Genomic DNA, 15,911 nt, shown 5'->3' with positions numbered 1-15,911 from the left:
AGTTTCGCGGGCGCCCATGGTGCGCCTGCCCGAGGAGATAGCATGATCGTTCGTCCCGTACGCAGCAGTGACCTGCCGGCGCTGATCGAGCTGGCACGCAGCACCGGCACCGGCCTGACCACCTTGCCGGCCAACGAAGAACGCCTGGCCCACCGGGTCGGCTGGGCCGAGAAGACCTTCCGTGGCGAGGCCGAGCGGGGCGACGCCGACTACCTGTTCGTGCTGGAGAACGACGCCGGCGATGTGGTTGGCATCTCCGCCATCGCCGGCGCCGTCGGCCTGCGCGAACCCTGGTACAACTACCGGGTCGGCCTGACCGTCAGCGCCTCGCAGGAACTGAACATCTACCGGGAAATCCCGACGCTGTTCCTGGCCAACGACCTGACCGGCAACTCCGAGCTGTGCTCGCTGTTCCTGCGCGCCGACAGCCGTAGCGGCCTCAACGGCCGCCTGCTGTCCAAGGCGCGGATGCTGTTCATCGCCGAGTTCCCCGAGCTGTTCGGCAACAAGATCATCGCCGAGATGCGCGGCATGTCCGACGAGCAGGGCCGCTCGCCATTCTGGGAAAGCCTGGGCCGGCATTTCTTCAAGATGGAGTTCAGCCAGGCCGACTACCTCACCGGTGTCGGCAACAAGGCCTTCATCGCCGAGCTGATGCCCAAGTTCCCGCTGTACACCTGCTTCCTCTCCGAGGCGGCGCGCAATGTGATCGGTCGCGTACACAGCGATACCGAGCCTGCGCTGTCGATGCTCAAGAGCGAAGGCTTCAGCTACCAGGGTTATGTCGACATCTTCGACGCCGGCCCGGCCATCGAATGCGAAACCCGCAGGATCCGTGCGGTGCGTGACAGCCAGGCACTGGTGCTGGCGATCGGTACCCCGGGCGATGACGCCACGCCTTTCATCATCCACAACCGCAAGCGCGAGGACTGCCGCATCGCCGCAGCGCCCGCGCGCCTGGCGGCCGGTACCCTGGTGGTCGATCCGCAGACCGCCAAGCGCCTGCGCCTGAGCGCCGGCGATCAGGTACGCGCCGTTGCACTGTCCGCGCCCCGGGAGGCCAACCAATGACCACTCATTACATCGCAGGCCAGTGGCTGGCCGGCCAGGGCGATGCCCTGCAATCCCTGAACCCGGTCACCCAGGCGGTGATCTGGGCGGGGCAGGGCGCCAATGCCGGGCAGGTCGAGCAGGCCGTCGCCGCCGCACGCCAGGCATTCCCGGGTTGGGCGCGGCAGTCACTGGACATGCGCATCGCCGTGCTGGAAGCCTTCGCCGCGCAACTGAAGGCCAACGCGGACGAACTGGCCCGCTGCATCGGCGAGGAAACCGGCAAGCCACTGTGGGAAGCGGCCACCGAAGTGACCAGCATGGTCAACAAGGTCGCCATTTCGGTACAGAGCTACCGTGAGCGCACGGGCGAGAAGAGCGGCCCGCTGGCCGACGCCACCGCCGTGCTGCGTCACAAGCCCCACGGCGTAGTGGCAGTGTTCGGCCCTTACAACTTCCCCGGCCACCTGCCCAATGGCCATATCGTCCCGGCGCTGCTGGCGGGCAATGCGGTGGTGTTCAAGCCAAGCGAACTGACGCCCAAGGTCGCCGAGCTGACCGTCAAGTGCTGGATCGATGCCGGTCTTCCGGCGGGCGTGCTGAACCTGGTCCAGGGGGCGCGGGAAACCGGCGTGGCCCTTGCTGCCGATCCGGGTATCGACGGGCTGTTCTTCACCGGCTCCAGCCGCACCGGCAATCTCTTGCACCAGCAGTTCTCCGGGCGTCCGGAGAAGATCCTGGCCCTGGAAATGGGCGGCAACAACCCGCTGGTGGTGGACGAGGTCAAGGACCTGGACGCAGCGGTCTACACCATCATCCAGTCGGCCTTCATCTCCGCCGGCCAGCGCTGCACCTGCGCGCGCCGCCTGCTGGTGCCGCAGGGCGCCTGGGGCGATCGTCTGCTGGCGCGCCTGGTGGAGGTCAGCAAGAACATTTCCGTGGGCGCTTTCGACCAGCAACCGGCGCCGTTCATGGGTTCCGTCGTGTCTCTCGATGCGGCCAGGGTGCTGATGGATGCCCAGGCGAAGCTGTTGGCCAACGGCGCCAGCGCCTTGCTGGAAATGACCCAACCGCAGGCGACTGCCGCCCTGCTGACCCCGGGCATCCTCGACGTCAGCGCAGTGGCTGATCGCCCCGACGAGGAATTCTTCGGCCCGTTGCTGCAAGTGATCCGTTATGCCGACTTCCCGGCCGCCATCGCCGAAGCCAACAACACCCGGTACGGCCTTGCCGCCGGCCTGCTGTCCGACTCCCATGCGCGCTACCAGCAGTTCTGGCTGGAAAGCCGCGCCGGCATCGTCAACTGGAACAAGCAACTGACCGGCGCAGCGAGCAGCGCGCCGTTCGGCGGTGTCGGCGCCAGCGGCAACCACCGCGCCAGTGCCTACTACGCGGCGGACTATTGCGCCTACCCGGTCGCCTCCCTGGAGACCGCCAGCCTGGTCCTGCCTGCCACGCTGACGCCCGGCGTCGCCCTATAACAACAGGTTCACGGAGCCTTGACCGATGAAATCGTTTGAAGTGAATTTTGATGGGTTGGTCGGACCGACCCATAACTACGGCGGCCTGTCCTACGGCAACGTGGCCTCGCAAAGCAACAGCCAGCAGGGTTCCAACCCGCGGGAAGCGGCGCGTCAGGGCCTGGCCAAGATGAAGGCCCTGGCCGACATGGGCTTCAAGCAGGGCGTGCTGGCGCCGCAGGAGCGCCCGGACGTGGCGGCGCTGCGTCGCCTCGGCTTCAGCGGCAGCGATGCCGAGGTGATCCAGCGCGCGGCGAAAGACGCCATGCCGCTGCTGGTGGCGAGTTGCTCGGCGTCGAGCATGTGGGTTGCCAACGCCGCCACCGTCAGCCCGAGCGCCGACACCGCCGACGGTCGCGTGCATTTCACCGCGGCCAACCTGAACTGCAAGTACCACCGCAGCATCGAGCACCCGACCACCAGCCGGGTGCTGGGCGCCATGTTCGCCAATCAGCAGTACTTCGCCCACCACGCGGCGTTGCCGGCGGTTGCCCAGTTCGGTGACGAAGGCGCGGCCAACCACACCCGCTTCTGCCGTGCCTACGGCGAACCGGGGGTCGAGTTCTTCGTCTTCGGCCGCAGCGCGTTCGACACCCGCTACCCTGCGCCGCAGAAGTACCCGGCGCGCCAGACCCTGGAAGCCTCGCAAGCCGTGGCCCGCCTGCACGGCCTGAGCGATGACGGCGTGGTCTATGCTCAGCAGAATCCGGCGGTGATCGACCAGGGCGTGTTCCATAACGATGTGATCGCCGTGGGCAATGGCGAGGTGCTGTTCTACCACGAGGATGCCTTCCTCGAGACCGAGCGCGTGCTCGCCGAACTGAAGGACAAACTGGCCAGGCGCGGCGGCAATTTCAAGGCGATCTGCGTGCCGCGGGCCCAGGTGACGGTGGAGGATGCGGTGCGTTCCTATCTGTTCAACAGCCAGTTGCTGAGCCGCGACGACGGTTCCATGCTGCTGGTGGTGCCGGAGGAATGCCGCAACAACGAGCGGGTCTGGGCCTACCTGAACAGCCTGGCCAGCCAGGGCGGCACGATTTCCGAGGTGCGGGTATTCGACCTCAAGCAGAGCATGCAGAACGGTGGTGGCCCGGCTTGCCTGCGGCTGCGTGTCGCGCTCAATGAAACGGAACTGGCGGCGGTCAATCCAGGGGTTATCATGACCGCCCCGTTGTACGACACCCTGACCCAATGGGTCGACAGGCACTACCGCGACCGCCTCGTCGAAAACGACCTGGCCGACCCGCAGTTGCTGGTGGAATGCCGTACGGCGCTGGATGAGCTGACCCATATCCTCAAGCTGGGTTCGGTCTATCCGTTCCAACTCAACCCCTGAAAGAGCACCCGAAAATGTCCGACGCCCTGCAACTGATCCTTGAAGACGAAGATGGCAACCAGCGCGAAGCCTCCACCAACCGCTTTGCGGTGATCTGGCAGGGCAAGGAAGTGTGGATCCAGCAGGACGGCCGCGGGCAGTTGCTGATCGGCGTCGATGTCGAGGAAGGCGATACCGAGTACGCCAACCTGCTGCTGCGTCCGCTGGCGACCAACCTGGTCAGCCTGCAACTGGAAATGGAGCCGGCGGATGTCGGCGACGATGACGATCACGTCCATGGTCCCGATTGCGGACATCATCACTAAGGAATCGCCCCATGCTCTCCCTCGGCAAACTGCTTGATCTGACCCTGTTCGAACGCGAGCCGGCCGAGAAGACCCAGGCCACGGTGCAGGGCGTACGCTTGCGCTGGCTTGCCGAGGGCGCGCTGGAGGTGCGGCCGCCGGAGTCTCAGGACAACGGCCTGGACCTGCTGTTGTCCGCCGGTATCCACGGCAACGAGACCGCGCCCATCGAATTGCTCGACGATCTGCTCGGGCGGATCGCCAAGGGCGAGATCCACCCGAGGGCCCGGGTCCTGTTCCTGTTCGGCAACCCCGAGGCGATGCGCAAGGGCGAGCGCTATATCGAGCAGGACGTGAATCGCCTGTTCAACGGGCGGCATGAACTGTCCAGCGGTCCGGAGGCCCTGCGCGCCGGGGACCTGGAGCATCTGGCAGCGACCTTTTTCAGCATTCCGGGGCGTACCCGGTTGCACTACGACCTGCACACCGCGATCCGTGGATCGAAGATCGAGCAGTTCGCGCTCTATCCCTACAAGGAAGGGCGCCAGCATTCCCGCCGCGAGCTGGCGCGCCTGCGGGCTGCCGGCATGGAGGCGGTGCTGTTGCAGAGCAAGACCTCGATCACCTTCACTGCCTACACCTACGAGCAACTGGGCGCCGAGTCCTTCACTCTGGAACTGGGCAAGGCACGGCCGTTCGGGCAGAACCAGCAGGTCAACCTCGACCTTCTGGAGACCCGGCTCATCCAGATCATCGAGGGCAACGAGCCGGTGCCGGCCGAAGAGCTGGACGGCCTGCAACTGTTCAGTGTCGCTCGCGAGATCATCAAGCACAGCGACAGCTTCCACCTGCACCTGCCAGCGGACATCGAGAACTTCTCGGAGTTGTCCAAGGGCTATCTGCTGGCCGAGGATCTGGCCGAGACGCGCTGGATCGTGGAGGAGGAGGGGGCGAGGATCATTTTCCCCAATCCCAAGGTGAAGAATGGACTGCGGGCGGGGATCCTGATCGTTCCGGCTTCGGCTGAAGGACTAGGCCAGTAGTACCGGTTTCATCGCTGGCAAGCCAACTCCCACAGGGTCCGCGTCGCTGCAGAACCCTGTGGGAGCTGGCTTGCCAGCGATGAGGCCGGAACAGACAACCAAGAAGGCCGCGGTATCAACCGCGGCCTTCTTCATTTACACCGCCACCTTCTGCGGCACTTCGTTGCGGCGCAATGCCCGCAGTTTCAACAAGGTATCGGCACAGGTATTCGCCGCTTCCTCGCCCTTGAGCACGAAGTGCTCGAAGAAGAATTTCTGGTGCTCGTCGCCGGCATGGAAGTGGTGGGGGGTCAGTACCACCGAGAACACCGGTACTTCTGTCTCGAGTTGTACCTGCATCAGCCCGCTGATCACCGATTGGGCAACGAACTCATGGCGATACAGGCCGCCATCCACCACCAGCCCGGCCGCGACGATCGCAGCATAACGGCCAGTGCGCGCCAGCAGCTTGGCGTGCAGCGGAATCTCGAAGGCGCCGCCGACTTCGTAGAAATCGATATCACCAGCCTGATAGCCATGCTTGGCCATCTGCTCGACGAAGCCCTTGCGGCTCTGATCGACAATATCCTTGTGCCAGCAAGCCTGGACGAAGGCGATACGCTCGTTGCCGTGGGCTTTGCTGTCGATTGGGGTTGCTTGCATTGAAACGGACTCCTGTTTGTATAAGAAACAGGGCATCTGGATCGAAAGGGATGGTCGCTCGCGAAAATGCGGACGAACGGACACAAGGTGCCTATCCCGTTCTCTCTTTATCCGGACTGTGACCGTCGGCCCCGGGATCACACCGGGTCTGCTGACCTTGCAAAGCCTTGCCTGCAAGCGCTCGCGGGCTATGCGCGCTGGGCGCAATTACCGCCGGTGGGGAATTGCACCCCGCCCTGAGAACGTTGCCATCATGGGTGATGGCCGGGCTTTTTGTAACACAGTTTTCCGATGAACGCATAGCCTGCTAAGCAAATCGCCTCGATTAACCTTCTTTTCATCCGTGAATGGGCCTTTGCATCGTATAAACCCACTACAACTGGCACGCAGGCTGGCTATAATGCGGCCCTTTGCCGTCGTTTTCGTCATTTGACGCGCACTTTTGCCTCAGGCCGCCGTTTCCGTGGAAGAACCTATGAAAAGCGCAGAAATCCGTGAAGCCTTCCTTCGATTCTTCGAAGAGCAGGGACACACCCGAGTCGCCTCCAGCTCCCTGATCCCGGGCAACGACCCGACCCTGCTGTTCACCAACGCCGGGATGAACCAGTTCAAGGACTGCTTCCTCGGCCAGGAAAAGCGCGCATACACCCGCGCGGTGAGCAGCCAGAAATGCGTGCGTGCCGGCGGCAAGCACAACGACCTGGAAAACGTCGGCTACACCGCGCGCCACCATACCTTCTTCGAAATGCTGGGCAACTTCAGCTTCGGTGACTATTTCAAGCGCGATGCGATCACCTTCGCCTGGACCTTCCTGACCTCCGAAAAGTGGCTGAATCTGCCGAAGGACAAGCTTTGGGTCACCGTCTACGCGACCGACGACGAGGCCTATGACATCTGGACCAAGGAAGTCGGCGTCCCCGCCGAGCGCATGGTCCGCATCGGCGACAACAAGGGTGCGCCATACGCGTCCGACAACTTCTGGACCATGGGCGACACCGGCCCGTGCGGTCCGTGCACCGAGATCTTCTACGATCACGGCGCCGACATCTGGGGCGGCCCACCCGGCTCGCCGGAAGAAGACGGCGACCGCTACATCGAGATCTGGAACAACGTCTTCATGCAGTTCAACCGCACCGCGGATGGTGTCCTGCACCCCCTGCCGGCGCCATCGGTGGACACCGGCATGGGCCTGGAGCGCATCAGCGCGGTCCTGCAGCACGTCCACTCGAACTACGAGATCGACCTGTTCCAGAGCCTGCTGGCCGCTTCGGCCAAGGCCATTGGCTGCACCGACGAAGGCCAGCCTTCGCTGAAAGTGGTGGCCGACCATATCCGTTCCTGCGGCTTCCTGATCGCCGACGGCGTGGTGCCGTCCAACGAAGGTCGCGGCTACGTGCTGCGCCGCATCATTCGTCGCGCTTGCCGCCACGGTAACAAGCTCGGCGCCAAGGGCAGCTTCTTCTACCAGATCGTCGCGGCGCTGGTGGCCGAGATGGGCGACGCCTTCCCCGAGCTGAAAGCCCAGCAGGCGCATATCGAGCGTGTGCTGAAGACCGAGGAAGAGCAGTTCGCCAAGACCCTGGAGCAGGGCCTGAAGATCCTCGAACAGGACCTGGCCGACCTCAAGGGCAACGTCATTCCCGGCGAAGTGGTCTTCAAGCTGTACGACACCTACGGCTTCCCGATGGACCTGACTGCCGACATCGCCCGCGAGCGCGAGCTGAGCATCGACGAGGAAGGCTTCGAGCGCGAGATGGAAGCGCAGCGCGAGCGCGCCCGCTCTGCCAGCGCCTTCGGCCTGGACTACAACAGCCTGGTCAAGGTCGACGTGGACACCGAGTTCCTCGGCTACAGCGCTACCGAAGGCAGCGCGAAGATCGTCGCCCTGTACAAGGATGGCCAGTCGGTCGAGCAACTGGGCGAAGGCGAGGAGGGCGTGGTCATCCTCGACCGTACGCCGTTCTACGCGGAGTCCGGTGGCCAGATCGGCGACACCGGCTACCTGCAGGCTGGCGCCGCGCGTTTCGACGTGCGCGACACCACCAAGACCGGCGGTGCCTTCCTGCACCACGGGGTGATCGCCAGCGGCAAGCTCGTGGTCGGTGCCCAGGTCGAGGCCAGGGTCGATGCCGATGTGCAGAAGGCCACGGCGCTGAACCACTCCGCGACCCACCTGCTGCACGCTGCGCTGCGCCAGGTCCTGGGCGAGCACGTACAGCAGAAGGGCTCGCTGGTGAACAGCCAGCGCCTGCGTTTCGACTTCAGCCATCCGGAGGCGGTCAAGCCAGAGCAGATCAAGGCCCTGGAAGAGATCGTCAACCGCGAAATCCGCAAGAACTCCGAGGTGCAGACCGAAGAGACCGATATCGACACCGCCAAGCAGAAGGGCGCCATGGCCCTGTTCGGCGAGAAATACGGCGACAGCGTGCGGGTCCTGAGCATGGGCGACTTCTCGGTCGAGCTGTGCGGTGGTATCCACGCCAAGCGTACCGGTGATATCGGCCTGCTCAAGATCGTCAGCGAAGGTGGCGTGGCCTCCGGCGTGCGTCGTATCGAGGCGGTCACCGGTGCTGCGGCACTGGCCTACCTCAATGGCGCCGAAGAACAGCTCAAGGAAGCCGCGCAACTGGTCAAGGGCAGCCGCGACAACCTGATCGACAAGCTGTCGGCCGTGCTGGAGCGCAACCGCCAGCTGGAAAAACAGCTGGAGCAACTGCAGGCCAAGGCTGCCAGCGCCGCCGGCGACGATCTCGCCAACAGTGCGGTGGACGTCAAGGGCGTCAAGGTCCTGGCTGCACGCCTGGACGGCCAGGACGGCAAGGCCCTGCTGGCCCTGGTCGATCAATTGAAGAACAAGCTCGGCCGCGCAGTGATCCTGCTCGGCAGTGTCCACGAAGAGAAGGTCGTACTGGTCGCCGGCGTGACCAAGGACCTCACCGGCCAACTCAAAGCCGGGGATTTGATGAAGCAAGCCGCTGCGGCGGTGGGTGGCAAGGGTGGCGGTCGTCCGGACATGGCGCAAGGTGGTGGCGTGGACGCCGCAGCGCTGGACGGCGCACTGGCCCTGGCCGTGCCATTCGCAGAGCAGGGTGTCTGAGGCGCCGACGGCCCGTTGTCTAGTAGCGGGCCGTCGGCGTTGTGTTTTGTTTATTGGGTGCCCTTCACGGGCTGAGGCGGCTTTGAAATGGCGTTGATCGTACAGAAATTTGGCGGTACCTCGGTCGGCACAATCGAGCGAATCGAGCAGGTAGCCGAAAAGGTCAAGAAATTCCGCGAAGCCGGCGATGACCTGGTGGTTGTACTGTCGGCGATGAGCGGTGAAACCAACCGCCTGATCGACCTTGCCAAGCAGATCAGCGATCAGCCGGTTCCACGCGAACTGGACGTGATCGTGTCCACCGGTGAGCAGGTGACCATTGCCTTGCTCGCCATGGCACTGATCAAGCGCGGCATCCCGGCGGTGTCGTATACCGGCAATCAGGTGCGGATCCTCACCGACAGCGCGCACAACAAGGCGCGCATCCTGCAAATCGACGACCAGAAGATCCGTGGCGACCTCAAGGCCGGCCGCGTGGTCGTGGTCGCCGGTTTCCAGGGCGTCGACGAGCAAGGCAACATCACCACCCTCGGTCGCGGTGGTTCCGACACCACCGGCGTGGCCCTGGCGGCGGCCCTGAAGGCTGACGAGTGCCAGATCTACACCGATGTCGACGGTGTCTACACCACCGACCCGCGCGTGGTATCCCAGGCCCAGCGCCTGGACAAGATCACCTTCGAAGAGATGCTGGAAATGGCCAGCCTCGGTTCCAAGGTCCTGCAGATCCGTGCCGTCGAGTTCGCCGGCAAGTACAACGTTCCGCTGCGCGTGCTGCACAGCTTCCAGGAGGGTCCGGGTACCCTCATTACCATTGATGAAGAGGAATCCATGGAACAGCCGATCATTTCCGGCATCGCCTTCAACCGCGATGAAGCCAAGCTGACCATCCGTGGCGTACCGGACACTCCGGGCGTGGCTTTCAAGATCCTCGGCCCGATCAGCGCCGCCAATATCGAAGTCGACATGATCGTGCAGAACGTTTCGCACGATAACACCACCGACTTCACCTTCACCGTGCACCGCAACGACTACGCCAAGGCGCAGCAGGTGCTGGAAAACACCGCCAGCCAGATCGGTGCCCGTGAAGTGATCGGCGACACCAAGATCGCCAAGGTTTCCATCGTCGGTGTCGGCATGCGCTCCCACGCGGGCGTCGCCAGCCGCATGTTCGAAGCCCTGGCCAAGGAGAGCATCAACATCCAGATGATCTCCACCTCGGAGATCAAGGTTTCGGTGGTGATCGAAGAGAAGTACCTGGAGCTGGCCGTACGCGCTCTGCATACCGCCTTCGAGCTGGACGCTCCGGCCCGTTCGGGCGAATAAGCGGTGTCCCGGGGGCGCGGCCAGGCCGCGCTCCTTTTTTCGACCTGTGTGCCCCTTCACACCCTGGTCAATACTCCGGCAGAGGCCGGCAACCGTCCTGGTTGCAGTCCCGAGCCCGCTTTACCTACAGACTGTTGTCCCTGAACTGAATCCCGTGAGGAGTAACGTATGCTGATTCTGACTCGTCGGTGTGCCGAAAGCCTGATTATTGGCGATGGCGAAATTACCGTGACCGTGCTCGGCGTCAAAGGAAACCAGGTGCGCATTGGCGTCAACGCACCGAAGGAAGTGGCTGTGCACCGCGAGGAAATCTATCTGCGGATCAAGAAAGAGAAGGACGAAGAACCAACCCTTTAATTTTTCTCGTTTTTTTTTCAAAAAAGAGTTTGCAAACGGGGAAGGCTCTGGTTATTATACGCCCCGTGTTGCGGAGAGGTGGCCGAGTGGCCGAAGGCGCTCCCCTGCTAAGGGAGTATACCTCACAAGGGTATCGGGGGTTCGAATCCCCCCTTCTCCGCCATTATTCATGTAGGGCGATGTAATCTGGCATGAATCGCTAAGTAGTTGAAATTAAACGAAAAAGTGATTGCCAAAAAGATTTAGCGAACTATAATGCGCGGCTTCAAATGCACTCGTAGCTCAGCTGGATAGAGTACTCGGCTACGAACCGAGCGGTCACAGGTTCGAATCCTGTCGAGTGCACCATATAGAAGAAGCAGGTTTCATTGAAATCTGCTTCGGCTTCAACCAGAGGTGATCTGGTCCATCAAGTACCAACCCTGCACTCGTAGCTCAGCTGGATAGAGTACTCGGCTACGAACCGAGCGGTCACAGGTTCGAATCCTGTCGAGTGCACCATAATCCAAGAAGCCGTTTCCTCTGGAAGTTGTTTCGGATACACCAGAGGTGATCTGGTTCATCAAGCGCCAACCTTGCACTCGTAGCTCAGCTGGATAGAGTACTCGGCTACGAACCGAGCGGTCACAGGTTCGAATCCTGTCGAGTGCACCATATAGACGAAGAGCCCGCCTTAATGGCGGGCTTTTTGTTTTCCGCAATGTGTTGATCCCGATAAATGATTTGTCATCCAGGCGTCGCCGGCGCGTGCTAATTTTTCAGGGAGTGGATGTGCTCTTTTTCGGGCACTGGCCGTCGCATTGATGGATTCGGGAGTTTGCCTTCGTCATTTCCGCAAACGATTGTTTTCACCGAGATTTTCAGCCCCTGGCAGCTCAAGCGGTGTATGATTGCGCCCGTCAGCCCCGCCGGGGCTTGTGGAATACCACCATGGACTTACCCAGTAGTTACTTAAAAGCCTGTTTTGCCAATCACGATGTGACTGATTGATCTCCCGGCGTGCTCCGCTGCTGGGAGTGGAGTTCGCCTATGACTGAAATCGAAGCAAAAAAAACGCAGGAAAGCCTGCAGGACCGCCTGGCCCAGGTGGTCGAGCTGCTGCAGCGCCAGCGCCTGGTCGAAGACCTGACCCACCGTCAGGAAGGCGCCCACAACGATCACGTGGAAAGCTTCGTCCACCGGCAGCACCTCGTCGAGCTGCAACGCAAGCTCGATGACCTGCACTCCGCCGACGTTGCCCATATTCTCGAAGCCTTGCCCCTGGACGACCGCCTGACCGTATGGCAGTTGGTCAAGGCAGAGCGCGACGGCGATATCCTTCTTGAAGTCTCCGACTCGGTGCGTGAAACCCTGATCGCCGACATGGACGATCACGAGTTGCTCGCCGCGGCCAAGGAGATGGACGCCGACGAACTGGCCGACCTTGCTCCCGAGCTGCCCCGGGATGTCGTCCACGAACTCATGGAAAGCCTCGACGCCCAGCAACGCGAGCGGGTGCGCTCGGCATTGAGCTATGACGAGGAGCAGGTCGGTGCGCTGATGGACTTCGAGATGGTCACCATCCGCGAAGATGTCAGCCTCGAAGTGGTCCTGCGCTACCTGCGCCGGCTCAAGGAATTGCCCAACCATACCGACAAGCTGTTCGTCGTCGATTACGACGGCATCCTCAAAGGTGTGTTGCCGATCAAGCGTCTGTTGGTCAATGACCCGGACAAGCAGGTCGCCGAGGTCATGGCCGACGATCCGGTCAGTTTCCACCCTGACGAGGACGCCTACGACGCAGCCCAGGCGTTCGAGCGCTACGACCTGGTTTCGGCTCCGGTAGTGGACAAGAACGACCGCCTGATCGGTCGTCTGACCATCGACGAAATGGTCGACCTGATCCGCGAAGAAAGCGAAACCGAAGTGCTGAACATGGCCGGTCTGCGCGAAGAGGAAGACATCTTCGCCTCGGTCTGGCGCTCGCTGCGCAACCGCTGGGCCTGGCTGGCAATCAACCTGATCACTGCCTTCGTGGCGTCCCGGGTGATCGGCCTGTTCGAAGGCTCGATCGAGAAATTGGTGGCTCTTGCGGCGTTGATGCCGATCGTGGCCGGTATCGGCGGCAATTCCGGCAACCAGACCATCACCATGATCGTCCGTGCCATGGCGCTCGACCAGGTCACTCCGGGCAACACTACCCGCTTGATGCGCAAGGAGCTGGCGGTATCGCTGCTCAACGGCCTCATCTGGGGTGGCGTTATCGGGGTGGTGGCCTTCCTGCTCTATGGCAGTTGGTCGCTAGGGGTGGTGATGACCGCTGCAATGACCCTCAACCTGCTGCTGGCAGCGTTCATGGGGGTGTTTATCCCGATGACGCTTACGCGCCTCGGTCGCGACCCGGCAATGGGCTCCAGCGTGATGATCACGGCGGTGACCGACAGCGGTGGCTTCTTCATCTTCCTGGGGCTGGCCACCCTGTTCCTGCTGTAAGCCATCGTTGAATCAAGTGAGCCAGCTTCGCGCTGGCTTTTTTGTTGTCTGTCCCGGCCTCATCGCTGGCAAGCCAGCTCCCACAGGGTTCAGCAACACCCAGGATCCAGAAAGCAAAACGCCCGGTGCAATCGATTGCGCCGGGCGTTTTGTTTTGAACCGAAGTCAGTCGGGACGATCAGGAAGCGTCCGCTGCCATCTCGACGTCATGGGCGATCAGGGCAACCAGCGCGTTCTGCTGGCGGTGGGACAGTTGGCGGAAGCGTTGCAGCAGCTCGCGCTCATGCAGGGACAGTTCCGGGCTGTCCAGGCGCATGCTCAGTTCGTCGCCCAGTGCACCTTCCTGGATCAGGCTCTGTTCCAGGCGGGCAATGATCTCGGAGTTCATGCTGCGGTGGTGGTTACGCGCAACCTCGGCAATGCGCTCACGCATTCCGTCTGGCAGGCGGACGACGAATTTGTCTGCGGTTCGGCTTGAGTAGATAGCCTGTTTCATTGGGCGCATATAATTGACCGGTTTAGTTCAGGGGGAGCGGTTCTTGAAGTTGGCCGCGCGATGAGACTAGGACCATCGATACGGTCAAATGTTCAACCTGAATTGTGAATGAGGTCGCAATAATGCCTCATTGTCGCCGGTTCCTTGGCGTCAATTCTGTGACAAATATTGAACCGGGTGGAGGCTTTTTGCCAGTACCAATTATCAGAAATGAGCACTGGTTTGAAAAGTTTCAATTCCCGCCTTCCCGATCCAGCCACCTTTTTGACTGTCGACGCAGACCAGCGAAAAGGTAACGGAAAGCGCCTAAAATACCTGCGCTTTTCCTATCTATGAGCATAGTGGCTATGCAGCATGACGCAAGGGGCGAGACCCCACCCCGGGCCGGCGGGAGATTGATCTACCTGATGGGGCCATCCGGTTCCGGCAAGGACAGCATCATCGATCAGGCCAGGCCGGCGCTCCAGGCGCTGGGCGTGGTTGTGGTGCGGCGGGTGATCACCCGCTCCGCCGAGGCCGTGGGCGAAGCGGCGCACAGTGTATCGCTTCAGCAATTCCAGGCGCTACGGGAGCAGGGCGGATTCGCCCTGGACTGGCAGGCCAACGGCCTCAGTTATGGCATTCCTGTGGAGATGGATCGTTGGCTTGCCGCTGGCCAGTGGGTATTGGTCAACGGCTCTCGGGCCAACCTGCAAGAGGCTCGCAGCAGATATCCGCACCTGCTGCCGGTGTTGATCACCGTTTCTGCCGCGGTGCTGGCTCGGCGCCTGAAGAATCGCGGGCGGGAATCCGCAGAGGAAATCGAAGCCCGTCTGGCGCGCAACGCCCTGGTTTCAGGCGGTCTGGGCGCCGATGTGCATTACCTGGATAACTCCACCAGCCTGGCCGATGCGGCGCAGCGCCTTTTGGATATCTTGCGCGAAGCTGGCTTGCCGACTCAGAAAGCGTAGCGTTCCTGCGCGTTCACCTTGACCTGCTGCGTCAGCGTGGTTTCTGCCTCACCCATGACCGCAGGACGCGCCTGCATCGAAGTGCGGTATTCCAGCGAATGGACCGGCGTCTTCGCGGGCAACAGGCCCATGGCAATCACGGCGGTCAGGGCCAGGGCATTCAAGGCGAGCAGGGCGTGAGTCATGGGCGTGATCCGGCTGTTGGGTGGGTACATTCCGTTATCTTCCTTTCCGTTATCTTCCTTTCAGCATGCCGCGTGCCATCTGAATATTTTTATTTTATCTTTTAAAATCAACAAGTTACGTTAATTAGAGCAGGGCTCTTCCGTGCATCATGCAATGATGGCCTTATGCTCCGTTGCAAATTGCACGAAGCCTGCACGCAGCTTGTGGATTCGGGCAGGCAAAAAGCCCGATCCATGGAATGACAAATACCTCCCGTCTGGTTAACATGCACGCCTTCCGCCGCGTGACGCCCGTCATCGGCTCAGGGTCTCAGTAGCTCAATTGGATAGAGCATCCCCCTCCTAAGGGGAAGGTTGGCAGTTCGAACCTGCCCTGGGACACCACCCCTTCATTTCCCCCCTGTCGCATCCAGAAACGCCCCGGTCACGAATGACGCTTCGCTGCTTGCCAGCCAGAGAATGGCCTGCGCGATCTCTTCCGGCTGGCCACCCCGGCCTAGCGGAATCGTGTGCTTGACCCTGTCTACCCGTCCTGGCTCCCCGCCGCTGGCGTGCATTTCGGTATAGATGTGGCCGGCCCGAACGCAATTGACGCGAATGCCTTCCCCGGCAACTTCCTTGGCTAGGCCGGTGGTGAAGGTTTCCAGTGCACCCTTGGAGGCGGCGTAGTCCACGTATTCGTTCGGGCTGCCGAGCCTGGCCGCTGCCGAGGATACATTGACCACCACGCCGCCAGCGCCGCCATGGCGCTGGGACATGCGTTTGACCGCTTGCTGCGCACAGAGTATCGGGCCGATGGCGTTGACGGCGAAGATCCGTCGTATCCGCTCGATATCCAGATCCTCCAGGCGTGACTGCCGGGCAATGATCCCGGCATTGTTGACCAGCACATCGAGTCGGCCAAAGGTCTCGTCGACCGCGGCGAAAAGCCGGGCGACCTGTTCCGGGTCTGCGCTGTCTGCGCACACGGGCAGCGCCTGGCGGCCAGCGGCGCGCACCTCCTGGGCCACGGCCTGGGCGGCCGCTTCATTGGAAACGTAGCTGATGACCACGTCGTAGCCGCGCGTGGCGGCAAGTCTGGCCGTTGCCGCGCCTATGCCGCGGCTGGCGCCGGTGATCACCATGACGGGGGCATGGGGAGTCGTGTCCATCGATG

General features: G+C 62.1%; 14 protein-coding genes, 5 tRNA genes and 1 riboswitch. Of the genes, 15 read left to right on the top strand and 4 right to left on the bottom strand.

Annotated features, from left to right (window positions below; all coding sequences use genetic code 11):
* The first annotated feature begins 42 nt into the window (after positions 1–42).
* The 5 genes from astA to astE are packed head-to-tail and all read left to right on the top strand — an operon-like array spanning position 43 to position 5,233.
* Positions 43–1,071: an arginine N-succinyltransferase gene (gene astA, locus ACPFMA_RS20295; protein WP_009399038.1), complete on the top strand. Its 1,029-nt coding sequence runs from the start codon at positions 43–45 to the stop codon at positions 1,069–1,071.
* Positions 1,068–2,531 carry a succinylglutamate-semialdehyde dehydrogenase gene (astD, locus tag ACPFMA_RS20290; protein WP_009399036.1) on the top strand — a complete coding sequence of 488 codons (1,464 nt, stop codon included), beginning with the start codon at positions 1,068–1,070 and terminating at the stop codon, positions 2,529–2,531. Before astA ends, astD begins: the two co-directional genes overlap by 4 nt.
* Positions 2,532–2,556: 25 nt before the next feature.
* Positions 2,557–3,906: an N-succinylarginine dihydrolase gene (gene astB, locus ACPFMA_RS20285; RefSeq protein WP_425928546.1), complete on the top strand. Its 1,350-nt coding sequence runs from the start codon at positions 2,557–2,559 to the stop codon at positions 3,904–3,906.
* Positions 3,907–3,920: 14 nt separating this feature from the next.
* Positions 3,921–4,211, top strand: a complete 291-nt coding sequence (locus tag ACPFMA_RS20280) for a hypothetical protein (RefSeq protein ID WP_009399032.1) — start codon at positions 3,921–3,923, stop codon at positions 4,209–4,211.
* Between the two features lie 11 nt (positions 4,212–4,222).
* On the top strand, positions 4,223–5,233 hold the full coding sequence (astE, locus tag ACPFMA_RS20275; RefSeq protein WP_279897652.1) for a succinylglutamate desuccinylase: 1,011 nt from the start codon (positions 4,223–4,225) through the stop codon (positions 5,231–5,233).
* A gap of 135 nt (positions 5,234–5,368) precedes the next feature.
* On the opposite strand, the gene ACPFMA_RS20270 is transcribed toward astE, so the two are convergent.
* Positions 5,369–5,875, bottom strand: a complete 507-nt coding sequence (locus ACPFMA_RS20270; RefSeq protein ID WP_064301975.1) for a 6,7-dimethyl-8-ribityllumazine synthase — start codon at positions 5,873–5,875, stop codon at positions 5,369–5,371.
* Positions 5,876–5,969: 94 nt separating this feature from the next.
* Positions 5,970–6,123, bottom strand: a riboswitch (FMN riboswitch).
* Between the two features lie 227 nt (positions 6,124–6,350).
* On the opposite strand from ACPFMA_RS20270, the gene alaS reads away from it, so the two are divergent.
* From alaS to mgtE, 8 genes are all read left to right on the top strand, one after another.
* Positions 6,351–8,972 (top strand): alanine--tRNA ligase, encoded by a 2,622-nt coding sequence (gene alaS, locus ACPFMA_RS20265; RefSeq protein WP_425928545.1) that lies wholly within the window; start codon positions 6,351–6,353, stop codon positions 8,970–8,972.
* An 87-nt stretch (positions 8,973–9,059) separates the two neighbouring features.
* Positions 9,060–10,295 (top strand): aspartate kinase, encoded by a 1,236-nt coding sequence (locus ACPFMA_RS20260; RefSeq protein WP_009399025.1) that lies wholly within the window; start codon positions 9,060–9,062, stop codon positions 10,293–10,295.
* Positions 10,296–10,463: 168 nt separating this feature from the next.
* Positions 10,464–10,652 carry a carbon storage regulator CsrA gene (csrA, locus tag ACPFMA_RS20255; RefSeq protein ID WP_009399024.1) on the top strand — a complete coding sequence of 63 codons (189 nt, stop codon included), beginning with the start codon at positions 10,464–10,466 and terminating at the stop codon, positions 10,650–10,652.
* A 72-nt stretch (positions 10,653–10,724) separates the two neighbouring features.
* Positions 10,725–10,815: transfer RNA gene (locus tag ACPFMA_RS20250), tRNA-Ser, on the top strand.
* A 108-nt stretch (positions 10,816–10,923) separates the two neighbouring features.
* Positions 10,924–11,000: transfer RNA gene (locus ACPFMA_RS20245), tRNA-Arg, on the top strand.
* 76 nt (positions 11,001–11,076) lie between these two features.
* A tRNA-Arg gene (locus ACPFMA_RS20240) sits at positions 11,077–11,153 on the top strand.
* Between the two features lie 76 nt (positions 11,154–11,229).
* A tRNA-Arg gene (locus tag ACPFMA_RS20235) sits at positions 11,230–11,306 on the top strand.
* A gap of 375 nt (positions 11,307–11,681) precedes the next feature.
* Positions 11,682–13,124, top strand: coding sequence for a magnesium transporter (gene mgtE / locus ACPFMA_RS20230; RefSeq protein WP_009399023.1), 1,443 nt, complete (start codon positions 11,682–11,684; stop codon positions 13,122–13,124).
* 178 nt (positions 13,125–13,302) lie between these two features.
* Here the strand turns inward: mgtE and ACPFMA_RS20225 are convergent, their stop codons facing one another.
* Positions 13,303–13,629 carry an Arc family DNA-binding protein gene (locus ACPFMA_RS20225; protein WP_003254499.1) on the bottom strand — a complete coding sequence of 109 codons (327 nt, stop codon included), beginning with the start codon at positions 13,627–13,629 and terminating at the stop codon, positions 13,303–13,305.
* Positions 13,630–13,967: 338 nt separating this feature from the next.
* On the opposite strand from ACPFMA_RS20225, the gene phnN reads away from it, so the two are divergent.
* Positions 13,968–14,570 (top strand): phosphonate metabolism protein/1,5-bisphosphokinase (PRPP-forming) PhnN, encoded by a 603-nt coding sequence (gene phnN, locus ACPFMA_RS20220; RefSeq protein ID WP_425928544.1) that lies wholly within the window; start codon positions 13,968–13,970, stop codon positions 14,568–14,570.
* On the opposite strand, the gene ACPFMA_RS20215 is transcribed toward phnN, so the two are convergent.
* Positions 14,558–14,755: a hypothetical protein gene (locus ACPFMA_RS20215; protein ID WP_158467722.1), complete on the bottom strand. Its 198-nt coding sequence runs from the start codon at positions 14,753–14,755 to the stop codon at positions 14,558–14,560. The genes phnN and ACPFMA_RS20215 overlap by 13 nt on opposite strands.
* A gap of 307 nt (positions 14,756–15,062) precedes the next feature.
* Between ACPFMA_RS20215 and ACPFMA_RS20210 the strand changes: the two genes are divergently transcribed.
* Positions 15,063–15,139, top strand: a tRNA-Arg gene (locus tag ACPFMA_RS20210).
* A 5-nt stretch (positions 15,140–15,144) separates the two neighbouring features.
* Here ACPFMA_RS20210 and ACPFMA_RS20205 read toward each other — a convergent pair.
* Positions 15,145–15,906: an SDR family oxidoreductase gene (locus tag ACPFMA_RS20205; RefSeq protein ID WP_420058334.1), complete on the bottom strand. Its 762-nt coding sequence runs from the start codon at positions 15,904–15,906 to the stop codon at positions 15,145–15,147.
* Between the last annotated feature and the right edge of the window lie 5 nt (positions 15,907–15,911).

This window comes from Pseudomonas sp. NyZ201 (genome assembly GCF_049860765.1).
GTDB lineage: Bacteria > Pseudomonadota > Gammaproteobacteria > Pseudomonadales > Pseudomonadaceae > Aquipseudomonas > Aquipseudomonas bharatica.
Note: the sequence above shows the minus strand (reverse complement) of the source record. Positions and strands in the feature narration are given on the sequence as shown.